The 20,072-nt window shown below is 33.5% G+C and carries 15 protein-coding genes, 1 other RNA gene and 1 pseudogene; 9 read left to right on the forward strand and 8 right to left on the reverse strand.

The features are described 5' to 3' along the window. Both BZARG_RS14935 and BZARG_RS14940 read right to left on the reverse strand, forming a co-directional pair. The coding region (locus BZARG_RS14935) for a SprB repeat-containing protein (protein WP_123767006.1) at window positions 1-4,763 on the reverse strand (4,763 nt) is incomplete at its 3' end. A 31-nt stretch (window positions 4,764-4,794) separates the two neighbouring features. Continuing rightward, window positions 4,795-5,310, reverse strand: coding sequence for a hypothetical protein (locus BZARG_RS14940; protein WP_008639941.1), 516 nt, complete (start codon window positions 5,308-5,310; stop codon window positions 4,795-4,797). Window positions 5,311-5,803: 493 nt separating this feature from the next. On the opposite strand from BZARG_RS14940, the gene BZARG_RS14945 reads away from it, so the two are divergent. The 4 genes from BZARG_RS14945 (at window position 5,804) to BZARG_RS14960 (ending at window position 9,970) form a co-directional block, all read left to right on the forward strand. Next, window positions 5,804-6,289: a SixA phosphatase family protein gene (locus BZARG_RS14945; RefSeq protein WP_040288951.1), complete on the forward strand. Its 486-nt coding sequence runs from the start codon at window positions 5,804-5,806 to the stop codon at window positions 6,287-6,289. A gap of 82 nt (window positions 6,290-6,371) precedes the next feature. Then, a complete protein-coding gene (ppk1, locus tag BZARG_RS14950; protein ID WP_008639935.1) occupies window positions 6,372-8,432 on the forward strand; it encodes a polyphosphate kinase 1 in 2,061 nt (686 codons plus the stop codon). 1 nt (window position 8,433) lies between these two features. After that, window positions 8,434-9,339 carry a Ppx/GppA phosphatase family protein gene (locus BZARG_RS14955; RefSeq protein WP_008639927.1) on the forward strand — a complete coding sequence of 302 codons (906 nt, stop codon included), beginning with the start codon at window positions 8,434-8,436 and terminating at the stop codon, window positions 9,337-9,339. A gap of 100 nt (window positions 9,340-9,439) precedes the next feature. Further along, on the forward strand, window positions 9,440-9,970 hold the full coding sequence (locus BZARG_RS14960; RefSeq protein ID WP_008639931.1) for a porin family protein: 531 nt from the start codon (window positions 9,440-9,442) through the stop codon (window positions 9,968-9,970). 61 nt (window positions 9,971-10,031) lie between these two features. Here the strand turns inward: BZARG_RS14960 and miaE are convergent, their stop codons facing one another. The 3 genes and pseudogenes from miaE to BZARG_RS15380 form a co-directional block, all read right to left on the reverse strand. Then, window positions 10,032-10,613: a tRNA-(ms[2]io[6]A)-hydroxylase gene (miaE, locus tag BZARG_RS14965; protein ID WP_008639937.1), complete on the reverse strand. Its 582-nt coding sequence runs from the start codon at window positions 10,611-10,613 to the stop codon at window positions 10,032-10,034. Window positions 10,614-10,615: 2 nt separating this feature from the next. Further along, on the reverse strand, window positions 10,616-11,188 hold the full coding sequence (locus BZARG_RS14970; protein ID WP_008639887.1) for a hypothetical protein: 573 nt from the start codon (window positions 11,186-11,188) through the stop codon (window positions 10,616-10,618). A 5-nt stretch (window positions 11,189-11,193) separates the two neighbouring features. Then, window positions 11,194-12,923: pseudogene (locus tag BZARG_RS15380) on the reverse strand (DNA polymerase III subunit gamma/tau). Between the two features lie 199 nt (window positions 12,924-13,122). On the opposite strand from BZARG_RS15380, the gene rnpB reads away from it, so the two are divergent. Further along, window positions 13,123-13,441, forward strand: an RNA gene (rnpB, locus tag BZARG_RS15385) — RNase P RNA component class A. A gap of 71 nt (window positions 13,442-13,512) precedes the next feature. Here the strand turns inward: rnpB and BZARG_RS14985 are convergent. The 3 genes from BZARG_RS14985 to BZARG_RS14995 are packed head-to-tail and all read right to left on the reverse strand — an operon-like array spanning window position 13,513 to window position 15,612. Then, entirely contained in the window at window positions 13,513-14,067 is a 555-nt protein-coding gene (locus tag BZARG_RS14985; RefSeq protein WP_008639939.1) for an RsmD family RNA methyltransferase, read from the reverse strand. Further along, complete coding sequence (locus tag BZARG_RS14990; protein ID WP_040288955.1) at window positions 14,067-14,888, reverse strand: DUF3822 family protein; 822 nt, start codon at window positions 14,886-14,888, stop codon at window positions 14,067-14,069. The genes BZARG_RS14985 and BZARG_RS14990 overlap by 1 nt, the downstream gene beginning before the upstream one ends. Further along, window positions 14,872-15,612, reverse strand: coding sequence for a hypothetical protein (locus tag BZARG_RS14995; RefSeq protein WP_008639917.1), 741 nt, complete (start codon window positions 15,610-15,612; stop codon window positions 14,872-14,874). Before BZARG_RS14995 ends, BZARG_RS14990 begins: the two co-directional genes overlap by 17 nt. 122 nt (window positions 15,613-15,734) lie before the next feature. Between BZARG_RS14995 and BZARG_RS15000 the strand changes: the two genes are divergently transcribed. The 4 genes from BZARG_RS15000 to BZARG_RS15015 all read left to right on the forward strand — a co-directional run bounded on the left by BZARG_RS15000 (window position 15,735) and on the right by BZARG_RS15015 (window position 20,072). Next, window positions 15,735-17,159, forward strand: a complete 1,425-nt coding sequence (locus BZARG_RS15000; protein WP_008639933.1) for an ATP-dependent DNA helicase — start codon at window positions 15,735-15,737, stop codon at window positions 17,157-17,159. A gap of 291 nt (window positions 17,160-17,450) precedes the next feature. Beyond that, the gene (gene kdsB / locus BZARG_RS15005) at window positions 17,451-18,167 is read left to right on the forward strand and encodes a 3-deoxy-manno-octulosonate cytidylyltransferase (RefSeq protein ID WP_192807239.1); all 717 of its coding nucleotides are present in this window, start codon (window positions 17,451-17,453) and stop codon (window positions 18,165-18,167) included. Beyond that, window positions 18,158-18,862 (forward strand): HAD family hydrolase, encoded by a 705-nt coding sequence (locus BZARG_RS15010; protein WP_008639925.1) that lies wholly within the window; start codon window positions 18,158-18,160, stop codon window positions 18,860-18,862. Before kdsB ends, BZARG_RS15010 begins: the two co-directional genes overlap by 10 nt. Before the next feature lie 127 nt (window positions 18,863-18,989). Beyond that, window positions 18,990-20,072, forward strand: coding sequence for an iron-containing alcohol dehydrogenase family protein (locus BZARG_RS15015; protein WP_040288957.1), 1,083 nt, complete (start codon window positions 18,990-18,992; stop codon window positions 20,070-20,072).

The raw sequence follows: 20,072 nt of genomic DNA on the forward strand, positions 1-20,072 counted from the left end.
CTACAAGAATCTGTTTCGTCAGTTGAATCGACAGCCGAAGCAACAATCTCACCAGCACAATTATCTAGGGCCGTTAAATTAGCAGCAACAGGTACTTCTAAAATACATTCTACGGCAATATCAGCAGGAGCTTGAGGAGCAACAGGAGCTTTCGAATCAATAATAGTAAATGTTGCTGATGTGAAACTTTCATTATCACAGGCATCGGTGGCTTTAAAGTTTACCAATATAAAGCCAGTTGTACCACATGTAGATGTTAATACTCCTTTGTAATCATGATCCCAAGTAATATCACTACAAGTATCTGTAGAAGCTGCACCACCATTATTATTTAACCAATTTCTTAATTGGGTCCTATTTCCGAAACCATCACATTCAACAGTTAGATTACTCGCTTCAGTATCAATATTAGGATTAGTTGTGTCTATAATTGTAAAGGTTGCAGACGTCTTTATGGTGTTTCCACACCCATCTGTAGCAGTAAAAATTACATTAGCAGAACCTGTTTCTCCACAGCCATCTGTAAGATTTGTAAAGTTATTAGACCAAGTTACAGAGGAGCAATCATCAGTTGCTGTGGCACCGGCATTAGTGTCTAACCAATTATTTAAGTCTGTTATGTTTCCAGAACCATCACATTCAAAAGACGCATTTTCTGCTTCTATTGTAATAACAGGTTCTACGGTATCAATAATGGAATAAGTAGCTGAAGTTTCAACAAAATTTCCACAAGAATCTGTCGCTGTAAATGTGACTTCAATTGGTTCAGCACAATCCGAAGTGGAACCACCGTAGTTGTTTGTCCATTTTACTTCTGAACAATTATCGGAAGTAACCGCGTAACCATTATTATCTAACCATTCTTGAATAGCACTATTGTTTCCTTTACCATCACATTGGATCGCTATGTTTGAAGCTTCGGTAATTAATACAGGATCAATATTGTCATTTACAGAGTAGGTATACACCCAATCTTGAGAATTCCCTGCACAATCAGTATAGGTCCAAGCATATGTTTTGTCACCAACACAAGTTGGATCGGCACTTATTGCAGGACCAACAGGCAAAATTACGTTTCCACAGTTATCAGAAACCGTAGGAGGAGTTGGCACAACTTGTGCATCATCAATGCATGTTACAGCTGACCCATCGTTATTAGGTAATATGAAATTAATAAATAAAACTGTTACAGTATGCACATAATCTTGCGTGTTTTGCGCACAGTCTGTATATGTCCAAGTATATTTTATTTCACCTTCACATGTTGGATTCGCTGATTCTACAGGACCAGTTGGTGTTAAAATGTTTCCGCAATTATCGGTAACGCTTGGAGGTGTAGGGATTTCAATGTCTGCAACACATTCAGCATCGGCTGTTGTTGCTGTTATTGGATTGAAATCTAAATATTCAATCGTATAAACATAAGACCAGGTATCTACATTATCGTTACAATCTATATAGGTATATGAATAAGTACGAGTTCCTTCACATGAAATTGGATCTGGACTATCTGTAATTGCAGCAGCAGACGGGGTTAATATATTACCACAAACATCAGTAATAATTGGAAGCGAAAATGATTCTGTCGCTTCGGCAAAACAGTTAACTGAATCACTACCATCTAAAGTGTTGATAACTATAGGTGGTGTGTTAACAGTAAACGCCTGCGTGCTTGATGCATTTTGATCACATTCGTCGGTTATTGTAAAGGTTCTTACAATTACGATAGGACAAGATCCTAAAGCTTTATCTTGATATGTAATAGCCGCAATATTATCAGCAGTAAATGTGCCTCCTTCAGCCAAAAATTCAGCTTCGGTAATTGTTGTTTTGGTTTCATTATATGTTAATGCTGTTGCCGTACTATTTGAAATGTCTTCAGCTGCACAGGCTTCAATTACTTCAGCATTTGGTGCAGTCATAATTGGAGCATTCGGTGTCGCATTCAGAATCTCGTATTCAGATGTCGCGGTACAATTACTATCATTGTCCGTAACAGTGACTGTATATATACCAGCCTGAACATTTAATAAGTCTTGAGTTGTAGTATTAGAAGCGTCGCTCCAGGAATAGGAGTAATTGCCAGAACCATCGGTAACTGTAATATCAATAGCACCACTATTGGCACCTAAACATCCTGTGTCTGTTAAGTTTTCTAATGAAATAGTTAAAGGCTTTAATACTGTAACAGTAATGGGAGCACGTTTTCCTGTACAAGTTGTACTTGGACCTTCAGCTACATAATACGTAAACGTCCCAGGTGTGCCTGTTGCCGGTATTAAAGTTGTAAGACCCTGCGTGCTTTCTAGATCATCTACATAATATAAAAGAACATAATCAGGGTTTGTAGTGGTTGCTGTCAGAGCTAGTGCCGTTTCATCTTGACAATAAACCAGATCAGAAATTTCTGGTATGGTTGTTATCTCGCTGATTTCAATAGTGAAAATATAACTACAACCAGCACCTCCAGGAGGAATGGCATAGTAAGTTATTACGCCTACAGTTGTAGGAAATGGATTGCTAGTATTGTATAATGTAGAAGCGTCTGTTACTGGGTACGAATCATAAAATCTTGATCCAGGAGGAAAGTTTCCTGAAACGGCTGAAACTGGTATAGAATTCCCCATAAAATCACAATAAAAGAAATCTCTTTCTAAAGAAACATTAGTACAGTTATCTATAATATATTGAGCTGAATCAATTTCAATTTCAATAGGGTTCGTATTTGGTTCTCCTTGGCAAACCCCATTTTGTTGATAACCTTGAATTAATGGTAACGAATAGCTATTTTGAGAAAGTGAACCTACTCCAGAAATATTTCCACCTACTATTACAATTTTAGGCGCACAATCATTATTGACTAAAATGGCGCAATTTGTAGTGGAGCTTAACTTAAAGGTAATACTAGCTATTAGCTCGTCTAAATCATTCGGATTTAAAGGAAGGTAATTCATATCCCAAACAATAGATCCGGTTGCTCCTTCGTTTGGTGCAAAATAAGGAGCTGAAGTAGGTTGAAATAATGGATGTATTCCATTGTAAGCAATACTTCCTGGTACAAATTGTGATGTATAGGGTATAGGAATTACCAAGCGGCCATTATTAATAGCTTCGGTACCTCTGTTTCTAATTTGTACACCATATTCTACAACATCTCCCGGCTGAACCACATAAGGCATTGTAGCAGGACTGCCATTGATTGTATTAGCCGACAGTAAGCCTTCTGATTCGGGAATGTAGGCATCCACTGAAAATGTTACGTTATAAATGGAGTAGGTGTCACCAATGGTAAAGTATTTAAAAGATGTACTGGTTTGATTATTATTAATTACGGTATTACCCGTATTATTGATGTTGAACATACTAATGTCTATCCCCGTATTATTTATAAGCGTTGGGTTTCTTGGATTTCCATCTGTATTTATAGAGGATTTAAAAAAGTTATTGGGATCGTTTCCTGAATGACTTAACGTAGTATATGTTCCAGAATTTCTATTTTCAATTTGAAATGTATCACCAGTAAAAGAGACATCACCTTCGCCCGCCATTACGCCTAATTTTACCTTCACCGGCCCATTTTGAGTTGAATTAAAACCAGAAATAGGTATTGTATATTGTTTATTATTACGTGAAACTACGTAAGCATGACCATCAAAAACAGTTACATCACGCCATTTCATTTTCGTATTCTCATAGACAACAACCATTCCCCAACCGCCATAGTAACCTGTTCCGTCAGGATCTCCTTCTTTTAAAGCTAAATCGGCTACAAAGTACTCTCCTAATCCATTGGTTCTTACATAATCTGTGATTTCGGCGTAAGCCGAATACATATAGTCATCAGAACTTGTTGGGTAATAAATATCACTAGCATTTGCAGTTAATTGCGTATAGTTGCTTGTACCTGGTCCTTTTATAGAAACTTTACGCTTATCGTAATTTTTTGTAATGGTTGTTAATGCAGGGAAAGTCTCCAAATAGCTAACATTTACGTAGGCCCTATCATTCCATTGTAATCTTAATCTTGTAAGTTCTAAAGTATAATTTGAATCAGAAAATATTTGATAAGGTGAACTTAAATAGGCATTATTATTGTCAATAGAACTTGTAGAAACAGGTGCTTCTGGACCATTATTTACTGAAACATTTAATGTTTTATTGTTACTATAAGTTCTATAGATAAACTTGACTGTATTACCAGTGCTGTTCGAAGTGAAAATATAGTTATAAGTATCACCTGAATTCGTAATGTTTAAGGAATAGTTGGTATTACTAATGGCCTCATTATCATAAGTTACATCTGTTGAATTAATAGTTTGCGTAACGGTATTTCCGTTCGGTACTTGCTTCGATACCGTAAATGTATTACTAGATCCAGCACGACCAGACCAATAAAGTCCAGCGTAAACAACGTTTGAACATTCTGGAATGGCATTATTTTCAGTTGAATATTGTAAGGTAGCAGATGATGAGTTTAAGGTATTGATGTCGCCATCAATATCTACATATTGCATATCATTTCCACCATTATTGGTATTATCACTATAACTAACCAATGTTAGGTTGGTATTACCCATCATGGTGAAATCTCCTTTAACGTTATAAATGGTTTGTGATGGCGTATATATTGAAGTTCGAGGTTCAAAATTTACACGTACTTGGCTATAACTATAAAAAGTAGCTGCTAATAGCATAAATACAGCCAACGCAAATTGAGTATGCGTTTTATAATTTCTATTTTTTGCGGTGTATAAGTTTTCCATGTTTGTAACTTTTAAGTAAGCTAATACCAAATTATGAACGGTTAAATATTTTATAAAAAATACTGATTTCAGAATCTGCTTTCTGGATGAAACTTCGGATTTGCATTTCTGTAACTGAAAACTCACATTTTAAGTAAATATATTTTAGGCTACCAAATCCTCTCATATTGTCTACTATAAAAGGTTTGGATAAATCTGAAGTAGATTGGATATTGATTGTAATCATTTCAACACGCTTAAATAATTCGTTTCGCGTGCTTAAAATAGGAAAGGAGTTAACATCTTTCAGTTTTAACACTCTAGGTGGTTGGTCTCCAGTGGTTCTTGTAATTTGATTTTTTTCAATATAAATAGAAGGTTCTAAATCATACAGTAAATCTTCAGGATACGCAATTACTATAGCAGATGTTCTAGAAAATGATTGGGTGCTAGCGTTGTCAGGCAATTTATAAATAGGGTTTTCTTGAGCGTAACTGCTAGTGAAAACAATTAATAACGTGCAAACCATTATTACGGAGATTAACGCTGGGTTTATTCTATTTTTCATAATTATTGATATATAAATTCTTTAACTTTTAATGGATTAAAAGCATTGAATCAGAATAATTAAATCGTTGGACAGGGTTAAATCTTTTTAAAGTTTAACTAAATACCTGTTTTCTAAAAATGTAGAGGGAAGTGCATGTAGACATGCGAATGGATTAAAATTTTTAGTTCGATTTGGAATCATTTGATTAATAGCTTACCAGCAAATTAAATGCGAATTAACCATGAAATACAAAAAAAAATGTTAAATAACTTATAAACTCGTTTAAAGGATAGAACGAAACATTTCGTCGGTAATTAGGTATAATTAGTCGATAGGTTTTTAAGTGTCATTACCTATTTGGTGTTTGAAAATTACGATGAAGATGTTTTTTAAGTCTCTTTTTTCACGTAAATTGGACGTTTAATAGCGGATAGTTTTCTTAAACAATGCAGTTCGTTTGTCTAATTTAGAGGCTGCTTTAACTGTTTGTTTTACTGATCATCGATTTTTTATGAAAAAAATTACATTAATTCGGCATGCTAAATCCTCCTGGGAATTAAATCTTCCAGATCATCAAAGACCTTTAAATTTGCGAGGGATGAATGATGCCGATTTAGTTTCAAAACACGTCAAGTCGGAAACATTTATTCCTGAATTACTTCTCTCTAGTAATGCAGAACGTGCTAAAACTACTGCAGAAATTTTCATTGAAAATTTAAATATTCCAAGAGATATTTGCCAGTTCACCCATGAATTATATGATTTTTCGGGTAAGTATCTTACTTTTCATATAAAAAACTGTCCTAATCAAATTAATCATCTAATGGTATTTGGACATAATGATGCTATTACAAATTTTGTTAATACCTACGGTAGTAAATCGATCGAAAATGTGCCAACTTGTGGGGTGGTAACCATTACTTTTAATACGACTTCGTGGAAAGAAATTAGATCCGGACAAACTATTCAGTATACTTTTCCAAAGGCCTTAAAATGAAAAAATAATCACTTTAAGGCTAGACTTTATTCCTGAAAATTCCGCGTAATACAATATATTTGTAATATAAGTAAAACATTTAATGACAAAACAAATAATAGAAAAACGTTATATAAATAGAGAAGTTAGCTGGCTTCAATTTAATGATCGTGTGCTGCAAGAGGCCGATGATGAAACGGTTCCGTTAATTGAAAGATTACGATTTCTAGGTATTTTCTCTAATAATTTAGATGAATTTTTTAAGGTTCGGTATGCTACGGTAAAACGTATTGTTGAAGCTGGAAAAGGCGGAAAAAGTGAACTTGGCGGCATAAAAGCTAATGAGTTACTGGATATTATTACGCAGACTGTTATCAAGCATCAAAGTGATAGTTTGGAGATCTTAAGTAAAATTCATAAAAAACTTGAGAATGAAGATATCTTTATTATTAATGAAACCGAAATCCAACCAACGCAATATGAATTTATAAAGCGTTATTTTCACGAGAAAGTCAGTCCTGCATTGGTAATAATTATTTTAAGCGATTTTATAGAGCTTCCTAATTTAAAGGATAGTGCTGCCTATTTAGCCGTTAAGTTAGTCATGACTAATGGAGAAAATCAATATGCACTTATTGAAATACCTAAAAGCATGGATCGTTTTGTAGTATTACCTAAACAGGGTAGTAATAGCTACATTATCATGTTAGACGATTTACTGCGCTATTGTTTAGATGACATTTTTAATATTTTCGAGTATGTTGCTATTTCCGCGCATATGATTAAAATTACTAGAGATGGTGAGCTGGACTTAGAGAGCGATTTAAGTAAAAGTTTTATTGAAAAAATATCCGATAGCGTTAAGCATCGGCAAATAAGTGAGCCTGTCCGTTTTGTTTATGATAAAACAATTGATAAAGAAACACTTGCTTATTTATTGAAGAAAATGAATATTGAAGCTACAGATAGCATCATTCCTGGCGGACGTTATCATAATCGTCGGGATTATATGGATTTTCCTAGTTTAGGAAGGACAGATTTACTTTACAGTAAAATAGAAGCCTTGCCTGTAAAAGGATTGAGTTTTCAAGACAGTATTTTTAAATCCATAGCTAATAAGGATTATTTAATTCACACGCCTTACCATACATTTTCGTATATCGTTAAGTTTTTACGGGAAGCTGCATTAGATCCTAAAGTTAATACTATAAAAATTACTATTTATCGTTTGGCGCAAATTTCGCATGTTGCTAGTTCTTTAATTAACGCTGCTAAAAACGGTAAAAAAGTTACCGTTTCCATTGAAATTCAAGCGCGTTTTGACGAGCAAGCAAATATAGATTATGCCCAACAAATGCAGAATGAAGGTGTTCATTTAATTTTTGGCGTTCAAGGTTTAAAAGTGCACAGCAAAATGTGTGTTATTGAGCGTGAAGAGGATAATAAAATAATGCGCTACGGATTTATTAGCACAGGAAATTTTAATGAATCGACTGCCAAAATCTACACCGATTATACCTTGTTTACGGCCAATCAAAAAATACTAAAAGATATTAATAAAGTGTTTAGTTTTTTTGAAATTAACTATAAGATATATCACTATAAACATATTATTACCTCGCCGCATAATACTGAAAAGGCATTCTTCAGACTAATTAATGCACAAATTGTCAATGCATCTTTGGGGAAACCTGCCCAAATTCGTTTTAAAATGAATAGTTTTTCCAGTTACAAAATGGTGGATAAACTGTATGAGGCAAGTCAGGCAGGCGTGAAGATCCAAATGGTAGTTCGTGGTATTTGCTGTTTAATTCCAGGTGTGCCTGGTATGAGTGAAAATATTGAAGTAATTAGTATTGTAGATAAATTTTTAGAGCATTCCAGGCTCTATATTTTTGGGCCAGATGAAGATGCTCAGATATATATATCATCAGCCGATTTAATGACCAGAAATATTGATCATAGAGTGGAAGTGAGTTGTCCTATTTATGACGAAGATATTAAACAGGAATTATTAGATAATTTTAGTATTTTTTGGAGTGCTAATGTAAAAGCACGTATTCTAAATCAAACACAAAATAATCAATATAAAGAAAAAACAGAACCTGTTGTTCGTGCTCAATTTGAGATTTATGAATATTATTTAAACAAATTAAAAAATTAGCATGTTAACAATAAAAAAATATGCTGCAATTGATATTGGTTCCAATGCCGTGCGATTGCTAATTGCCAATATAATTGAGGAGAAAGGCAAAGTCACGCGCTTTAAAAAAAGTTCACTTGTTCGGGTGCCTATTCGTTTAGGATCTGATGTGTTTATGAAAGGGAAAATATCCAAGTATAATAGTGAGCGCTTATTAGATACCATGCAAGCATTTAAGTTACTCATGAAGTCTCATAACGTGGTAAAATACAAAGCTTGTGCTACTTCAGCTATGAGAGAAGCCAGTAATGGCGATAAAATGACCAGTTCTATATTAGAACAAACTGATATAAAAATCGATATAATAGATGGCGAGGAAGAAGCAGCCATTATTGCAGCCACTGATTTAAACTCGTACATCAATCCTAATAAAACGTATTTATATGTAGATGTTGGTGGAGGAAGTTCGGAGTTTACTGTTATTCATAATGGAAATTCTATAACCTCGAGATCTTTTAAAATAGGAACGGTTAGGTTATTAAATGATATTGTTAAAAGTGAAACCTGGAATCAGTTAGAAGATTGGATTAAATTAAATACGAAGGATTTTGAGAAAATTGATGTGTTAGGAACGGGAGGTAACATTAATAAAATTTTCAAGATTTCAGGTAAATCAATAGGAAAACCTTTGACCTATTTTTATTTAACCTCGTACTATAATATGTTGCAAACGTATTCTTATGAAGAGCGTATTTCAGAACTCGATTTAAATCAAGATCGAGCGGATGTAATTATTCCAGCTTGCCGTATTTATTTGTCTGCCATGAAGTGGAGTGGTGCAAAAGATATCTTTGTTCCTAAAATTGGATTGGCCGATGGTATAATAAAAAGTATCTATTTTGAAACCGTTTCGAGCAATACACAGTGAAAATAGTGCAGTTAGTCTTTGTAATGGCTATTACTTAACAAAATAATTTATATTCGTTCTTACGTTATTAATTTAAGTTTTTTATTCAAATATTATACTCATGAAAAAACAAGCACTTCTTTTAACTTTTGTAATAATGGCAACTTTTTCTTATGCTCAAAATACCATGTATGGTGTACGTGCAGGAATAAATATTTCTAATTTAGATTTTGAACCGGATGCAACCTTTAGTAATCAGCACAGAAATGGCTTTGCTCTTGGTTTTTTTGGAGAGTATAGTCTGTCATCGTCTATTTTTTTAGCTCCAGAACTTCAGTTTTCTGCAGAAGGCGCAAAAGATAAAACCCTGAGAGTAGATTATATTCAGGCTCCTATCTTGGTAAAGTTTAAAATTGATGATAGGTTATCAATTGGAGCAGGACCCTTAATTGGTTTTAAAGTGCACGAGTTTGAAGATGGTTATAGAAACTTCGGTTTTTCAGCTGTTGGTGGTATAGAATTTATGATTACCGATGAGCTTTTTATTGATGCTAGATATCATTTTGGCGTAACCAACATATTAGATGATAACCCAAGAGATTTAGAAGCGACAAACACAAATATTCAAATTGGTATTGGTTTAAAAATCTAACTAATTAACCAATTATAGTTTTAAAAATTCCGGCACTATGTTGTATTGGAGTTTTTTATGTTTATCCGTGAATTGTTTCCTTCTTACTTAAGTCTTTCATTATATCGGCTTCGAACTCTAACAAATCATTCCACTTTTTATCTACTTCTTCGCGGTTGCCATATTGTCGAGCAAAACCTAGAAACATGGTATAATGATTGGCCTCGCTGACCATTAGTTTTCTGTAGAATTCGGCTAATTCCTTATCTTCTAATTCTTCCGATAATAAACGGAAACGCTCACAACTTCTAGCTTCAATTAAAGCAGCATATAGTAATCTGTGGACTAATTGTGTGGTACGACTGCCTCCTTTTGGAAAAAATGTAATCAATTTTAATACATACTCGTCTTTACGATCGCGACCTAAAATCCATCCATTATCAATAATCCGATCATGAACCATTTTAAAATGACTTATTTCCTCTTTTACCAAAGCAATCATTTCCTGAACTAGTTCCGTATATTCTGGAAAACCAATTATTAACGATATAGCCGTACTAGCTGCTTTTTGTTCGCAATAGGCGTGATCGGTTAAAATGAATTCAATATTCTTTTCTACAATATTTACCCATCTTGGGTCCGTTGGTAATTTAAGTCCTAACATGTTTAATTTTCAAAATTAGATAATATGAATTCCCCATTTGGTTGAATTCTTAATAGGTATTGTAATTTGTAATCACGTTTTGTGTGAAGATAATAAAACTCTATTTGAGCTTCTTCTAGTTGGTTTGATGATGCATCTGGTAATTGATTGACATCTACCATGAGCAATGTCATTAAGTTCAAGTCTAATTCATGAGATTCATTTTGATTTGCAAAGAACGCTTTATCAATCGTTTTATGGAATATTTCGGCATCATCTTTAAATACGGTAACGTCACTTTTAAATTCACGAAAACGAGTTTTCTCGTTAACAGATTCTGTTTCTGTAAGCTCTAAAAAGCTGTTTTCCATATCCGAAAAGGTTTTAATATGAACGCGGAAACCATTGTTTAAAATCGTATCAGTTTCAATTTCTGTGTATTCTTCAGGTATGTAATTAGTGTTCTCTGAAAACGAATCTAGCAATTTAGATTCTTGAAGTACTTCTTTTGGCGTTTTATGCAAGCGATTACGTCCATCACAACCTGCAAATATTATAGTACAACCAATTAAAAATATGAGACTCCGGTATTTCATAAGCTTTAAAAATCTAAACCAAAAGTCTTTTTCAAGAGATCGATAGCAGGGTTTTTTTCTTTAAGTTTTTCAAACTGCTCTTCAGAAGTATAGGCATATTGCTTTACCATTTCCTCGTTAATGGTTATGTCTAAATGAATATCGAAATTATTAAGCTCTTTTCTAATATAACCTAGAATTTCGTATTGCGCTCTTTCAACTTCTATTTTATTGGTGGCATTAGGGAATTCTAATTGAATAGCATTCCCTTTTGCTTTTGGTACATCAATGGAAAGAATAGAAGCCAAATTTAGTTTTCCGGTAGCTTCCATTTCCTTTACAAGTACACCCCATACATTTATTAACTGCTCTTGATTAAAAGTGTCTTTTGGTAAGTCAGTTTCATCTACTACCACGTCCATTTGTCGGATTTGGTGTTCTTTTTTAGTACGAATACTTTTTAAAGATAAACCAGAAGTTGTTTTCCTTTTCGCGTCTAAAGTAAGCGTGGGACGAGTTTCTTTAACGGGTTCAGCAACTTTGTTGGTTGTTTGCTGTTGAACAGCACTTGGTGCGGTATTCACAGGTGCCGCAGGTTTGCTAGCGCTCACAGCTTGCGTGTTTACAGGAATGGGCCTAATACCAATTCTTTTAAAGTAACTCGGAGGTATTATAAAGTTTTTAGAATTTTTTTTTCTCCATCGAAAGTGATGGAGGCAAGTTGCATGAGGCAGAGTTCAACCAGCAGTCGCTGGTTTCTACTGGACTTGTATTTCAGATCGCAATCGTTAGCAAGTTCAATACCTTCAAACAAGAAAGCTTGTGATGCTTTTCGCGCTTGTTCTAAATATTTACCTTGTGTTTCTTCGCCTACTTCTAATAATTCAATAGTGCTTGGATTTTGACAAACTAATAGGTCTCTAAAATGCGATGCTAAACCTGCAATATAGTGATGCCCATCAAATCCTTTGGATAGAATGCTATTGAACTGCAGTAATAATTCAGGAATTTTATTTTCAAGAATTAAATCAGTACTTGTAAAGTAAGTGTCGTAGTCTAAAACATTTAAGTTTTCTGTTACCGCTTGACGGGTTAAGTTTTTACCTGAAAAACTAACCACACGATCAAAAATAGACAAGGCGTCACGCATAGCGCCATCGGCTTTTTGAGCTATAATATGCAATGCATCGTCTTCAGCAATAATACCTTGTTCTTCGGCAATATATTGTAAATAAGACTTTGTGTCTTTAACCGTGATACGTTTAAAATCAAAAATCTGACAACGTGATAAAATTGTAGGAATGATTTTATGCTTTTCCGTTGTAGCTAAAATAAATATACAGTGTTTTGGCGGTTCTTCTAACGTCTTTAAAAAAGCATTAAAAGCAGCCTGAGATAGCATATGAACCTCGTCAATAATATACACTTTATATTTTCCAACTTGTGGTGGAATACGTACTTGATCCGTTAAGTTTCTAATATCGTCTACCGAGTTATTAGAAGCTGCATCCAGCTCGAAAATATTAAAGGCAAAATCCTCATCTTCTTTTTCAGTACCATCACTATTAATCATTTTAGCTAAAATACGTGCGCAAGTTGTTTTGCCAACACCACGTGGACCTGTAAAAAGTAGGCCTTGTGCTAAATGATTGTTTTCAATAGCGTTTAATAAAGTATTTGTAATAGCATGCTGACCAACAACGTCCTTAAACGTTTGTGGTCTGTATTTGCGCGCTGATACTACAAAGTGTTCCATTATTACTGATTTAGTTTGCCGTTGTTTTAGTGCAAACTTAAGACTCCTCAAAGTTAAGGAATCTGTTTATATTTTATGATAATGTATGGTGAATTAAATGGGAGTTATTAACATTGTTATACAATGAAAGCAAATTTTATTGAGCTATATTTTGCTAAATAATGATAACACTATAAGGTTTTGTGTTGTAACTTTGTGGCAAGTAGATCGCCTTATCGAACCAAATTTATTTTGGTTAGGAAAGTCCGAACACCAGAGTGCAAACATAGTGGCTAACAGCCACCAGCCGTAAGGTTAGGAAAAGTGCAACAGAAAGTATGTACAGGTAATGCTGTAGTGAAACCAGGTAAACTCTATGTGGTGCAATGTCATGTATACCAACGTTTGAGCACGGCACGTGCGATTGTTGGAGGGTAGGCAGCTAGAGTGTATTGGCAACAATACATCCAGATAAATGATAAGGGCTTTTTAGTTTTAATTAAAAAGTACAGAATTCGGCTTATAGATTTACTTAAATAAACAAGCTCCTTGAATTTCAAGGAGCTTTGTTTTTATATATAGTTTCTAGTTTTATATAATAATAGCAGGATTATTCTTCTTCGTCTGATGGCATTTCAAAGAAGCTAAATAAATTGTTCCCATAGCTTTTGGAGTAGCTAAAATATTCTAATTCTGAAAGAGGCGTATATTTAGAATGCTCAACAATTAAAACACCATTTGGTAGCAATAAATTATTTTTAAATACCAATTCTGGGATTCTACTAAATTGTTCTAATGGAAAATCATAAGGTGGATCGGCAAAAATAACGTTCGCTTGCTTTTTGTTTTTTGCTAGATAGCTAAATACATCACTTTTTATAGTATTTAGTTCAATATTCAAGGTTTCTGCAGTTTCATTTATAAATTGAATGCAGCCTGCATCCCCATCAACACAGGTAATATCTTCAGTACCCCGCGAAGCAAATTCATAGCTAATGTTTCCGGTTCCTGAAAATAAATCGATCACAGAAATAGAATCTAAATAATACAGATTATTTAAAATATTAAATAGAGCTTCTTTAGCCATATCTGTTGTAGGGCGAACAGGTAATTTTCTAGGAGCTGTAATTCGGCGACCTTTAAATTGGCCTGATACAATGCGCATTATAAACTGTGTATTAAAGTGAAAAAAGCATGATTACTTTCAGGCTTTTCTTGAAATTTAAAAGTGTCTCTTCGTTGTGCAAAGCGGATATGACGGATATATTTGTAGGCTATATTATACAAATCATCGCTTTCAGAAACCTTCCCTAAAAACTGGAGTATTAATTCGTCAGGATTGAGTTTTAAGTGTTCGGCTGTAAAAAGAACATAATATATAAAATCTTCTTTTGTGGTATATTCAAAGCTATTATAGAGTAGGAGTTCTCCGTTTTTCACTACTATAATTTCAAAATGTGTGCTCTGAATATGCGCATACATTTTGGTAAACGTTTCACCTTTTTCCTTTTTTAGAATCGATTCAATTAAAATCGTAGAAAAATGCTTGTATGAAAATGTTCCAAACTTTTCATAAATATAATTATTAATGTTTACATACGGAACATAAACATTGACACTTTTATTAATATCAATTTTATCAAACCCGATAAAATCTGATCTTAATATTTTGGAATTAAATTTTAAATAATCAGCTAGATTTTCTTCTTGAAATAAGACATCAGGAACTAATGTTGCTAATTCATTTTCATGAATAATTTGAATATTGTTGAAAGATGTTTGAAGTTCTTTTTCTGTTTTAAAAGCCGTAATAAGCATCTCGAGTATTGTAAAAGGCGTTTCACGTTTCTCTGTAGAAATTTCCTTTAAAAACACAACAGTTTTGCTTTCAGTATTCAAAATACAAAAAGAAAGTCCATTCAAACTAATTTGAATGGACAAGTTCTTATTACTTTTTATATGTTGATTGTTAATCGTTATCGCCATAAGTTTTTGGCCAGTTTCCAGTGGTATTTACTTCATTCATAGATCCTACACGAATAGCATTACCATTAACGCCGTCTACAGAAATTACTTGATTTTCTTGAACGCGCAAATCTTTATCTAAATCATGTAAAATGATGTCTTTGTTAGCAAAAGCTTCGAAAACAGGAATTTTAACGTCATTCGTTTCCAAGAAACCAGCATTCATTTCAAATTTAGCGCCTTCTTTTCCTACAGGAATAATCATCATCTCTTTGTATCGTGTTGAAGAACGGAATAGTGAATCTCTTACTGGTACAAAATTTAATGTGTCAATAATAGTACTATCTTTTTTGGTTTCAACACCACCGTAACGTTTTGTCATTTTTTTGTCCAGCACTAAAGTGTCACGACGTTGTGTAATAGTATATTGCGCTGTATCGATAAATTTAATTAATTCATCAAAACCAGGAGCAAAAACACCAGTTACTTGTCTGTGAGCTAATTGTGCGTCACGAATGTCAATTAAACGTTCAATGACTTGCGCAAAACGTTCGTTTTTCACTTCATTAAACTGTATTGGCTTATAAACAGACATAAATGTCTGATAGCCTAAAAAGGCAATAAGTACCCAAAGGGATACAATTAATACGGGTTTAAGCTTTGAAGGTACAAATTTGTCTACAAGCCATACTAAACCAATTGTTAGAACGATTACCGCAACTACTATTAGAATTATTGTTAACATAGTATTTAATTAAAATGAATTAAGGTTGTACGCAAATCTACAATTTTTTTTTAATCGTAAAAGACAAAGAGCCTAAAAATCATTGTTATCTTTGTTGAAAATAAAAAAAACCCTATTTATTAATGAATTCTAATGAATTTTATTCGCTTGTAAAACAACAGTTTCCCTATAAACCAACCCTAAAACAGGACATAGTTTTACAGCAGTTATCAGAATTTATTTTTTCAGATAAAAAAAATGACCTCTATTTATTAAAGGGATACGCAGGAACAGGTAAAACAACCATTATTGGTACGGTTGTATCTAATTTATGGAAAGCTAAAAAAAGTACTGTACTGCTTGCTCCTACTGGTCGTGCAGCCAAAGTGATCTCTAATTATTCGGGGAAAGAAGCCTTTACAATTCATAAAAAAATATACTTTCCTAAAAAAGAAAAGGGAGGTAGTGTTAAGTTCGTTATGCAGCCTAATAAACATAAAAACACCATTTTTATCGTAGATGAGGCGTCTATGATTGCGGATACGCCTAGCGATTCTAAATTTTCAGATGCTAGTTCATTATTAGACGATTTAATGCAATATGTTTATTCTGGACATCAATGTAAATTATTATTAATTGGTGATACGGCGCAATTACCACCTGTTAAACTAGACTTAAGTCCTGCATTAGATGAAAACACGTTAGAACTGACCTATAATAAATCCGTAACCAAGATGGAACTGGATGAAGTTATGCGTCAGGAGCAAGATTCTGGAATTTTAATAAATGCCACCAGTTTGCGTGAAATGATGGACCAACCTTTTTTAGACACCTTTCAATTCGATTTAAAAGGCTTTAAGGATATTGTTAGGCTAGTAGATGGTTATGAAATTATGGACGCTATAACGGACTCATATAGCGAAGTAGGTAATGAGGAAACCGCTATTATTGTAAGAAGTAATAAGCGAGCCAATTTATATAACGAACAGATTAGAAACCGAATTCTATTTAATGAAAATGAATTATCGACGGGCGATTTCTTAATGGTAGTTAAAAACAATTATTTTTGGGTCAAAGATAATTCAGATGCTGGTTTTATTGCTAATGGCGATATTATCGAAGTTCTAGAAATTTTTAGTATTAAAGAATTATATGGCTTTCGTTTTGCAGAAGTAAAACTTCGTATGGTCGATTATCCGCGTATGATACCTTTCGAAACCGTTTTAATGCTTGATACTATAACAGCAGAAACCCCTTCACTTCCTTATGAGGATTCCAACCGCTTGTATCATGAAGTAATGAAGGATTATGCAGATGAAACAAGCAGTTATAAGAAGTTTTTAGGTGTTAAAAACAATAAGTTCTTCAATGCTTTACAGGTTAAATTTTCTTATGCAATAACCTGTCATAAGTCGCAAGGTGGACAATGGAGTACTGTATTTGTAGAGCAACCTTATTTGCCAGACGGTATTAATTTGGATTATTTACGTTGGTTATACACGGCGATTACAAGAGCCAAGGATAAATTATATTTAATTGGTTTTAAAGATGATTTTTTTAAAGAATAGCAAAAAGTATATAATTTAACGTAGCAACTAATAACTTGTATATACTTTACCAACTGTAATAAAAAAAAATTTAAAATTGAATCACAGAGTTTATAGAAAATTTACACATTCTAATCTTGAAAAGAGGTATAATTGTCTTATTTTTGAAATTGTTTCATCCTGTTTTTTTATAAAATATGCATGTTGAAAATTTTAATAACTAAAAAACTCATTACTTGCAAAATACACCTGCCTACTAGCAGGTGAGACCAAATAAAACACAATAATTAAGAACACATGAAAATAATTTCCATGATACCTGCACGTTACAAGGCTTCCCGTTTCCCCGGTAAACTTATGCAAAATTTAGCAGGCAAATCGGTGATTTTAAGAACTTACGAAGCTACATTGAACACTAATTTATTCGATGATGTTTTTGTGGTAACGGATAGTGATATTATTTATGATGAAATTGTAAATAATGGCGGAAAAGCCATTATGAGTATAAAAGAACATGAATGTGGAAGCGATAGAATTGCCGAAGCTATTGAAACCATGGATGATGTAGATATTGTGGTAAACGTCCAAGGCGACGAGCCTTTTACCGAAATAGCATCATTAAAAAAACTGATTGCCATTTTTGATAACGATCCTTCAAAAGAAGTGGACTTGGCCTCTTTAATGGTACATATTCAGGATTGGGAAGAAATTACCAACCCAAACACCGTAAAGGTTATTGTAGATAAAGCTAATTTCGCATTATACTTTTCAAGAAGTCCTATTCCATTTCCAAGGGATAAGGAAGTTAGCGTAAAGTACTATAAACATAAAGGTGTCTATGCTTTTAGACGTCAAGCGCTATTAGATTTTTACCAGTTTCCCATGTTACAATTGGAAGCTTCAGAAAAAATTGAATGTATTCGCTATTTAGAATATGGTAAAAAAATAAAAATGGTGGAATCATATGTTCAAGGTGTCGAAATTGATACACCTGAAGATTTAGAATTAGCCAATAAACTGTGGAAGTAAATTATAACAACATAAAAGTTATCGGTTTTGATGCCGATGATACGCTTTGGGTTAATGAAACCTATTTCCGTGAGGCAGAAGTGGCTTTTGGGAACTTATTAGTACCTTACGAAACCTTAAATAAAATAGATCAGGAGTTGTTTAAAACGCACATAAAAAACTTACCTATTTATGGTTATGGCGTAAAAGGATTCGTGCTTTCTATGGTGGAAACAGCTATAGAATTATCCAATAATGATGTCAATGCTAAAACTATGCAGGCTATTCTAGATATAGGAAAAGATATGCTAGAGAAACCTATAGAATTGTTAAATGGTGTAGAAGAAGTGCTTAAAGAACTATCAAAAAAATACCGATTAATTCTAGCGACGAAAGGCGATTTATTAGATCAAGAGCGAAAATTGAAAAAATCAGGATTGTTAGATTATTTTCATCATATTGAAGTATTAAGTGATAAAAAAGAGAGCAATTATTCCAGACTTTTAAACCATTTAGACATTAAGCCGTCGGAGTTTTTAATGATTGGAAATTCATTGAGGTCAGATATTTTACCGCTTGTTAATTTAAAAGCGCATGCCATCCATGTTCCGTTCCATACCACGTGGATTCATGAGCAAGTAAATAAGCAGGAAACCAATGGAAAAGCGTATAAAACTATAAAATGTTTAAGGGATTTACTGGAATTATTACATTAGTATCAGCTGATTTCATAAATTATAACGATATTTATAGATTGAAATTAATAGTCATATAATTAAGGAGAGATTAATTAAATAGAATTTTAAAACAGTACTGTTTTTTTCTATTACAGAACAATATTACATGAGTTACAAAAATTACCCAATGGTGTCTCGAGTTGTTTTTGGTCGAGGAAGTTTTAGTCAATTAGAAGATATTTTGGTTCCCAAGCGATTAAGTACAATCGCGCCATTTATTTTTTTAGTAGATGATGTTTTTAAAAAAGATCCAGATCTTACAAGTCGTATTCCTCTGGCTTATGAGGATAAAATAATATATATATCAGCCGAAGAGGAACCCAAAACATCGCAAGTAGATGAACTTGTGGAAGATATTATATTAACCTGCAAACAACGCCCTTCAGGAATTATAGGTATTGGTGGCGGAACCGTTTTGGATATGGCAAAAGCTGTAGCTATAATGGTAACTAACCAAGGAGAAGCTAAAGATTATCAAGGATGGGATTTAGTAAAAAATCCAGCGCTTTATCATGTTGGTATTCCTACCATTTCTGGTACAGGTGCGGAAGTTTCTAGAACAACCGTATTAACAGGTCCAGAAAAGAAATTAGGTATCAACTCCGATTACACACCATTTGATCAGGTTATTTTGGATCCTGAACTAACAAAAGGCGTTCCAAAAGATCAGTGGTTTTATACGGGCATGGATTGCTTTATACATTGTGTAGAGTCTCTAAAAGGTACGTATTTAAATGCTTTTAGTGAAAGTTACGGTGAAAAAGCCTACGAATTATGTGTTGAGTTGTTTTTAGATAATAATTTATCTGAAGAAGAAGCACAAGATAAACTCATGATGGCTTCTTGGCATGGTGGCATGAGTATTGCTTATTCGCAAGTCGGTGTTGCGCACGCTTTGAGTTATGGTTTAGGTTATTTATTAGGAACTAAACATGGCATTGGTAACTGTATTGTTTTTGATCATTTAGAAGAGTTTTACCCTGAAGGTGTAAAAGTTTTTAAGGAAATGAAAGCCAAACATGATATTAAACTACCGCAAGGTATTTGTGCCAATCTAAGTGACAAGGAGTTTGATATAATGATTGATGTTGCTTTAAGTTTAGAACCATTATGGGAAAATGCTTTGGGTAAAAACTGGAAAAAAGTGATGACACGTGAAAAATTAAGAGACCTTTATTCCAGGATGTAG

Source organism: Bizionia argentinensis JUB59 (assembly GCF_000224335.1).
In the GTDB taxonomy this organism is placed as follows: domain Bacteria; phylum Bacteroidota; class Bacteroidia; order Flavobacteriales; family Flavobacteriaceae; genus Algorimicrobium; species Algorimicrobium argentinense.

Excerpts from the sequence above, each read along its gene's own strand:
- BZARG_RS14945 (WP_040288951.1), top strand. The coding sequence starts at position 5,804 with ATGAAAAAAATTACATTAATTCGGCATGCTAAATCCTCCTGGGAATTA.
- ppk1 (WP_008639935.1), top strand. The coding sequence starts at position 6,372 with ATGACAAAACAAATAATAGAAAAACGTTATATAAATAGAGAAGTTAGC.
- BZARG_RS15000 (WP_008639933.1), top strand. The coding sequence starts at position 15,735 with ATGAATTCTAATGAATTTTATTCGCTTGTAAAACAACAGTTTCCCTAT.
- BZARG_RS14940 (WP_008639941.1), bottom strand. The coding sequence starts at position 5,310 with ATGAAAAATAGAATAAACCCAGCGTTAATCTCCGTAATAATGGTTTGC.
- BZARG_RS14985 (WP_008639939.1), bottom strand. The coding sequence starts at position 14,067 with ATGCGCATTGTATCAGGCCAATTTAAAGGTCGCCGAATTACAGCTCCT.
- BZARG_RS14970 (WP_008639887.1), bottom strand. The coding sequence starts at position 11,188 with ATGAAATACCGGAGTCTCATATTTTTAATTGGTTGTACTATAATATTT.
- BZARG_RS14955 (WP_008639927.1), top strand. The coding sequence starts at position 8,434 with ATGTTAACAATAAAAAAATATGCTGCAATTGATATTGGTTCCAATGCC.
- BZARG_RS14960 (WP_008639931.1), top strand. The coding sequence starts at position 9,440 with ATGAAAAAACAAGCACTTCTTTTAACTTTTGTAATAATGGCAACTTTT.
- kdsB (WP_192807239.1), top strand. The coding sequence starts at position 17,451 with ATGATACCTGCACGTTACAAGGCTTCCCGTTTCCCCGGTAAACTTATG.
- BZARG_RS14995 (WP_008639917.1), bottom strand. The coding sequence starts at position 15,612 with ATGTTAACAATAATTCTAATAGTAGTTGCGGTAATCGTTCTAACAATT.
- BZARG_RS15015 (WP_040288957.1), top strand. The coding sequence starts at position 18,990 with ATGAGTTACAAAAATTACCCAATGGTGTCTCGAGTTGTTTTTGGTCGA.
- BZARG_RS14990 (WP_040288955.1), bottom strand. The coding sequence starts at position 14,888 with ATGGCGATAACGATTAACAATCAACATATAAAAAGTAATAAGAACTTG.
- miaE (WP_008639937.1), bottom strand. The coding sequence starts at position 10,613 with ATGTTAGGACTTAAATTACCAACGGACCCAAGATGGGTAAATATTGTA.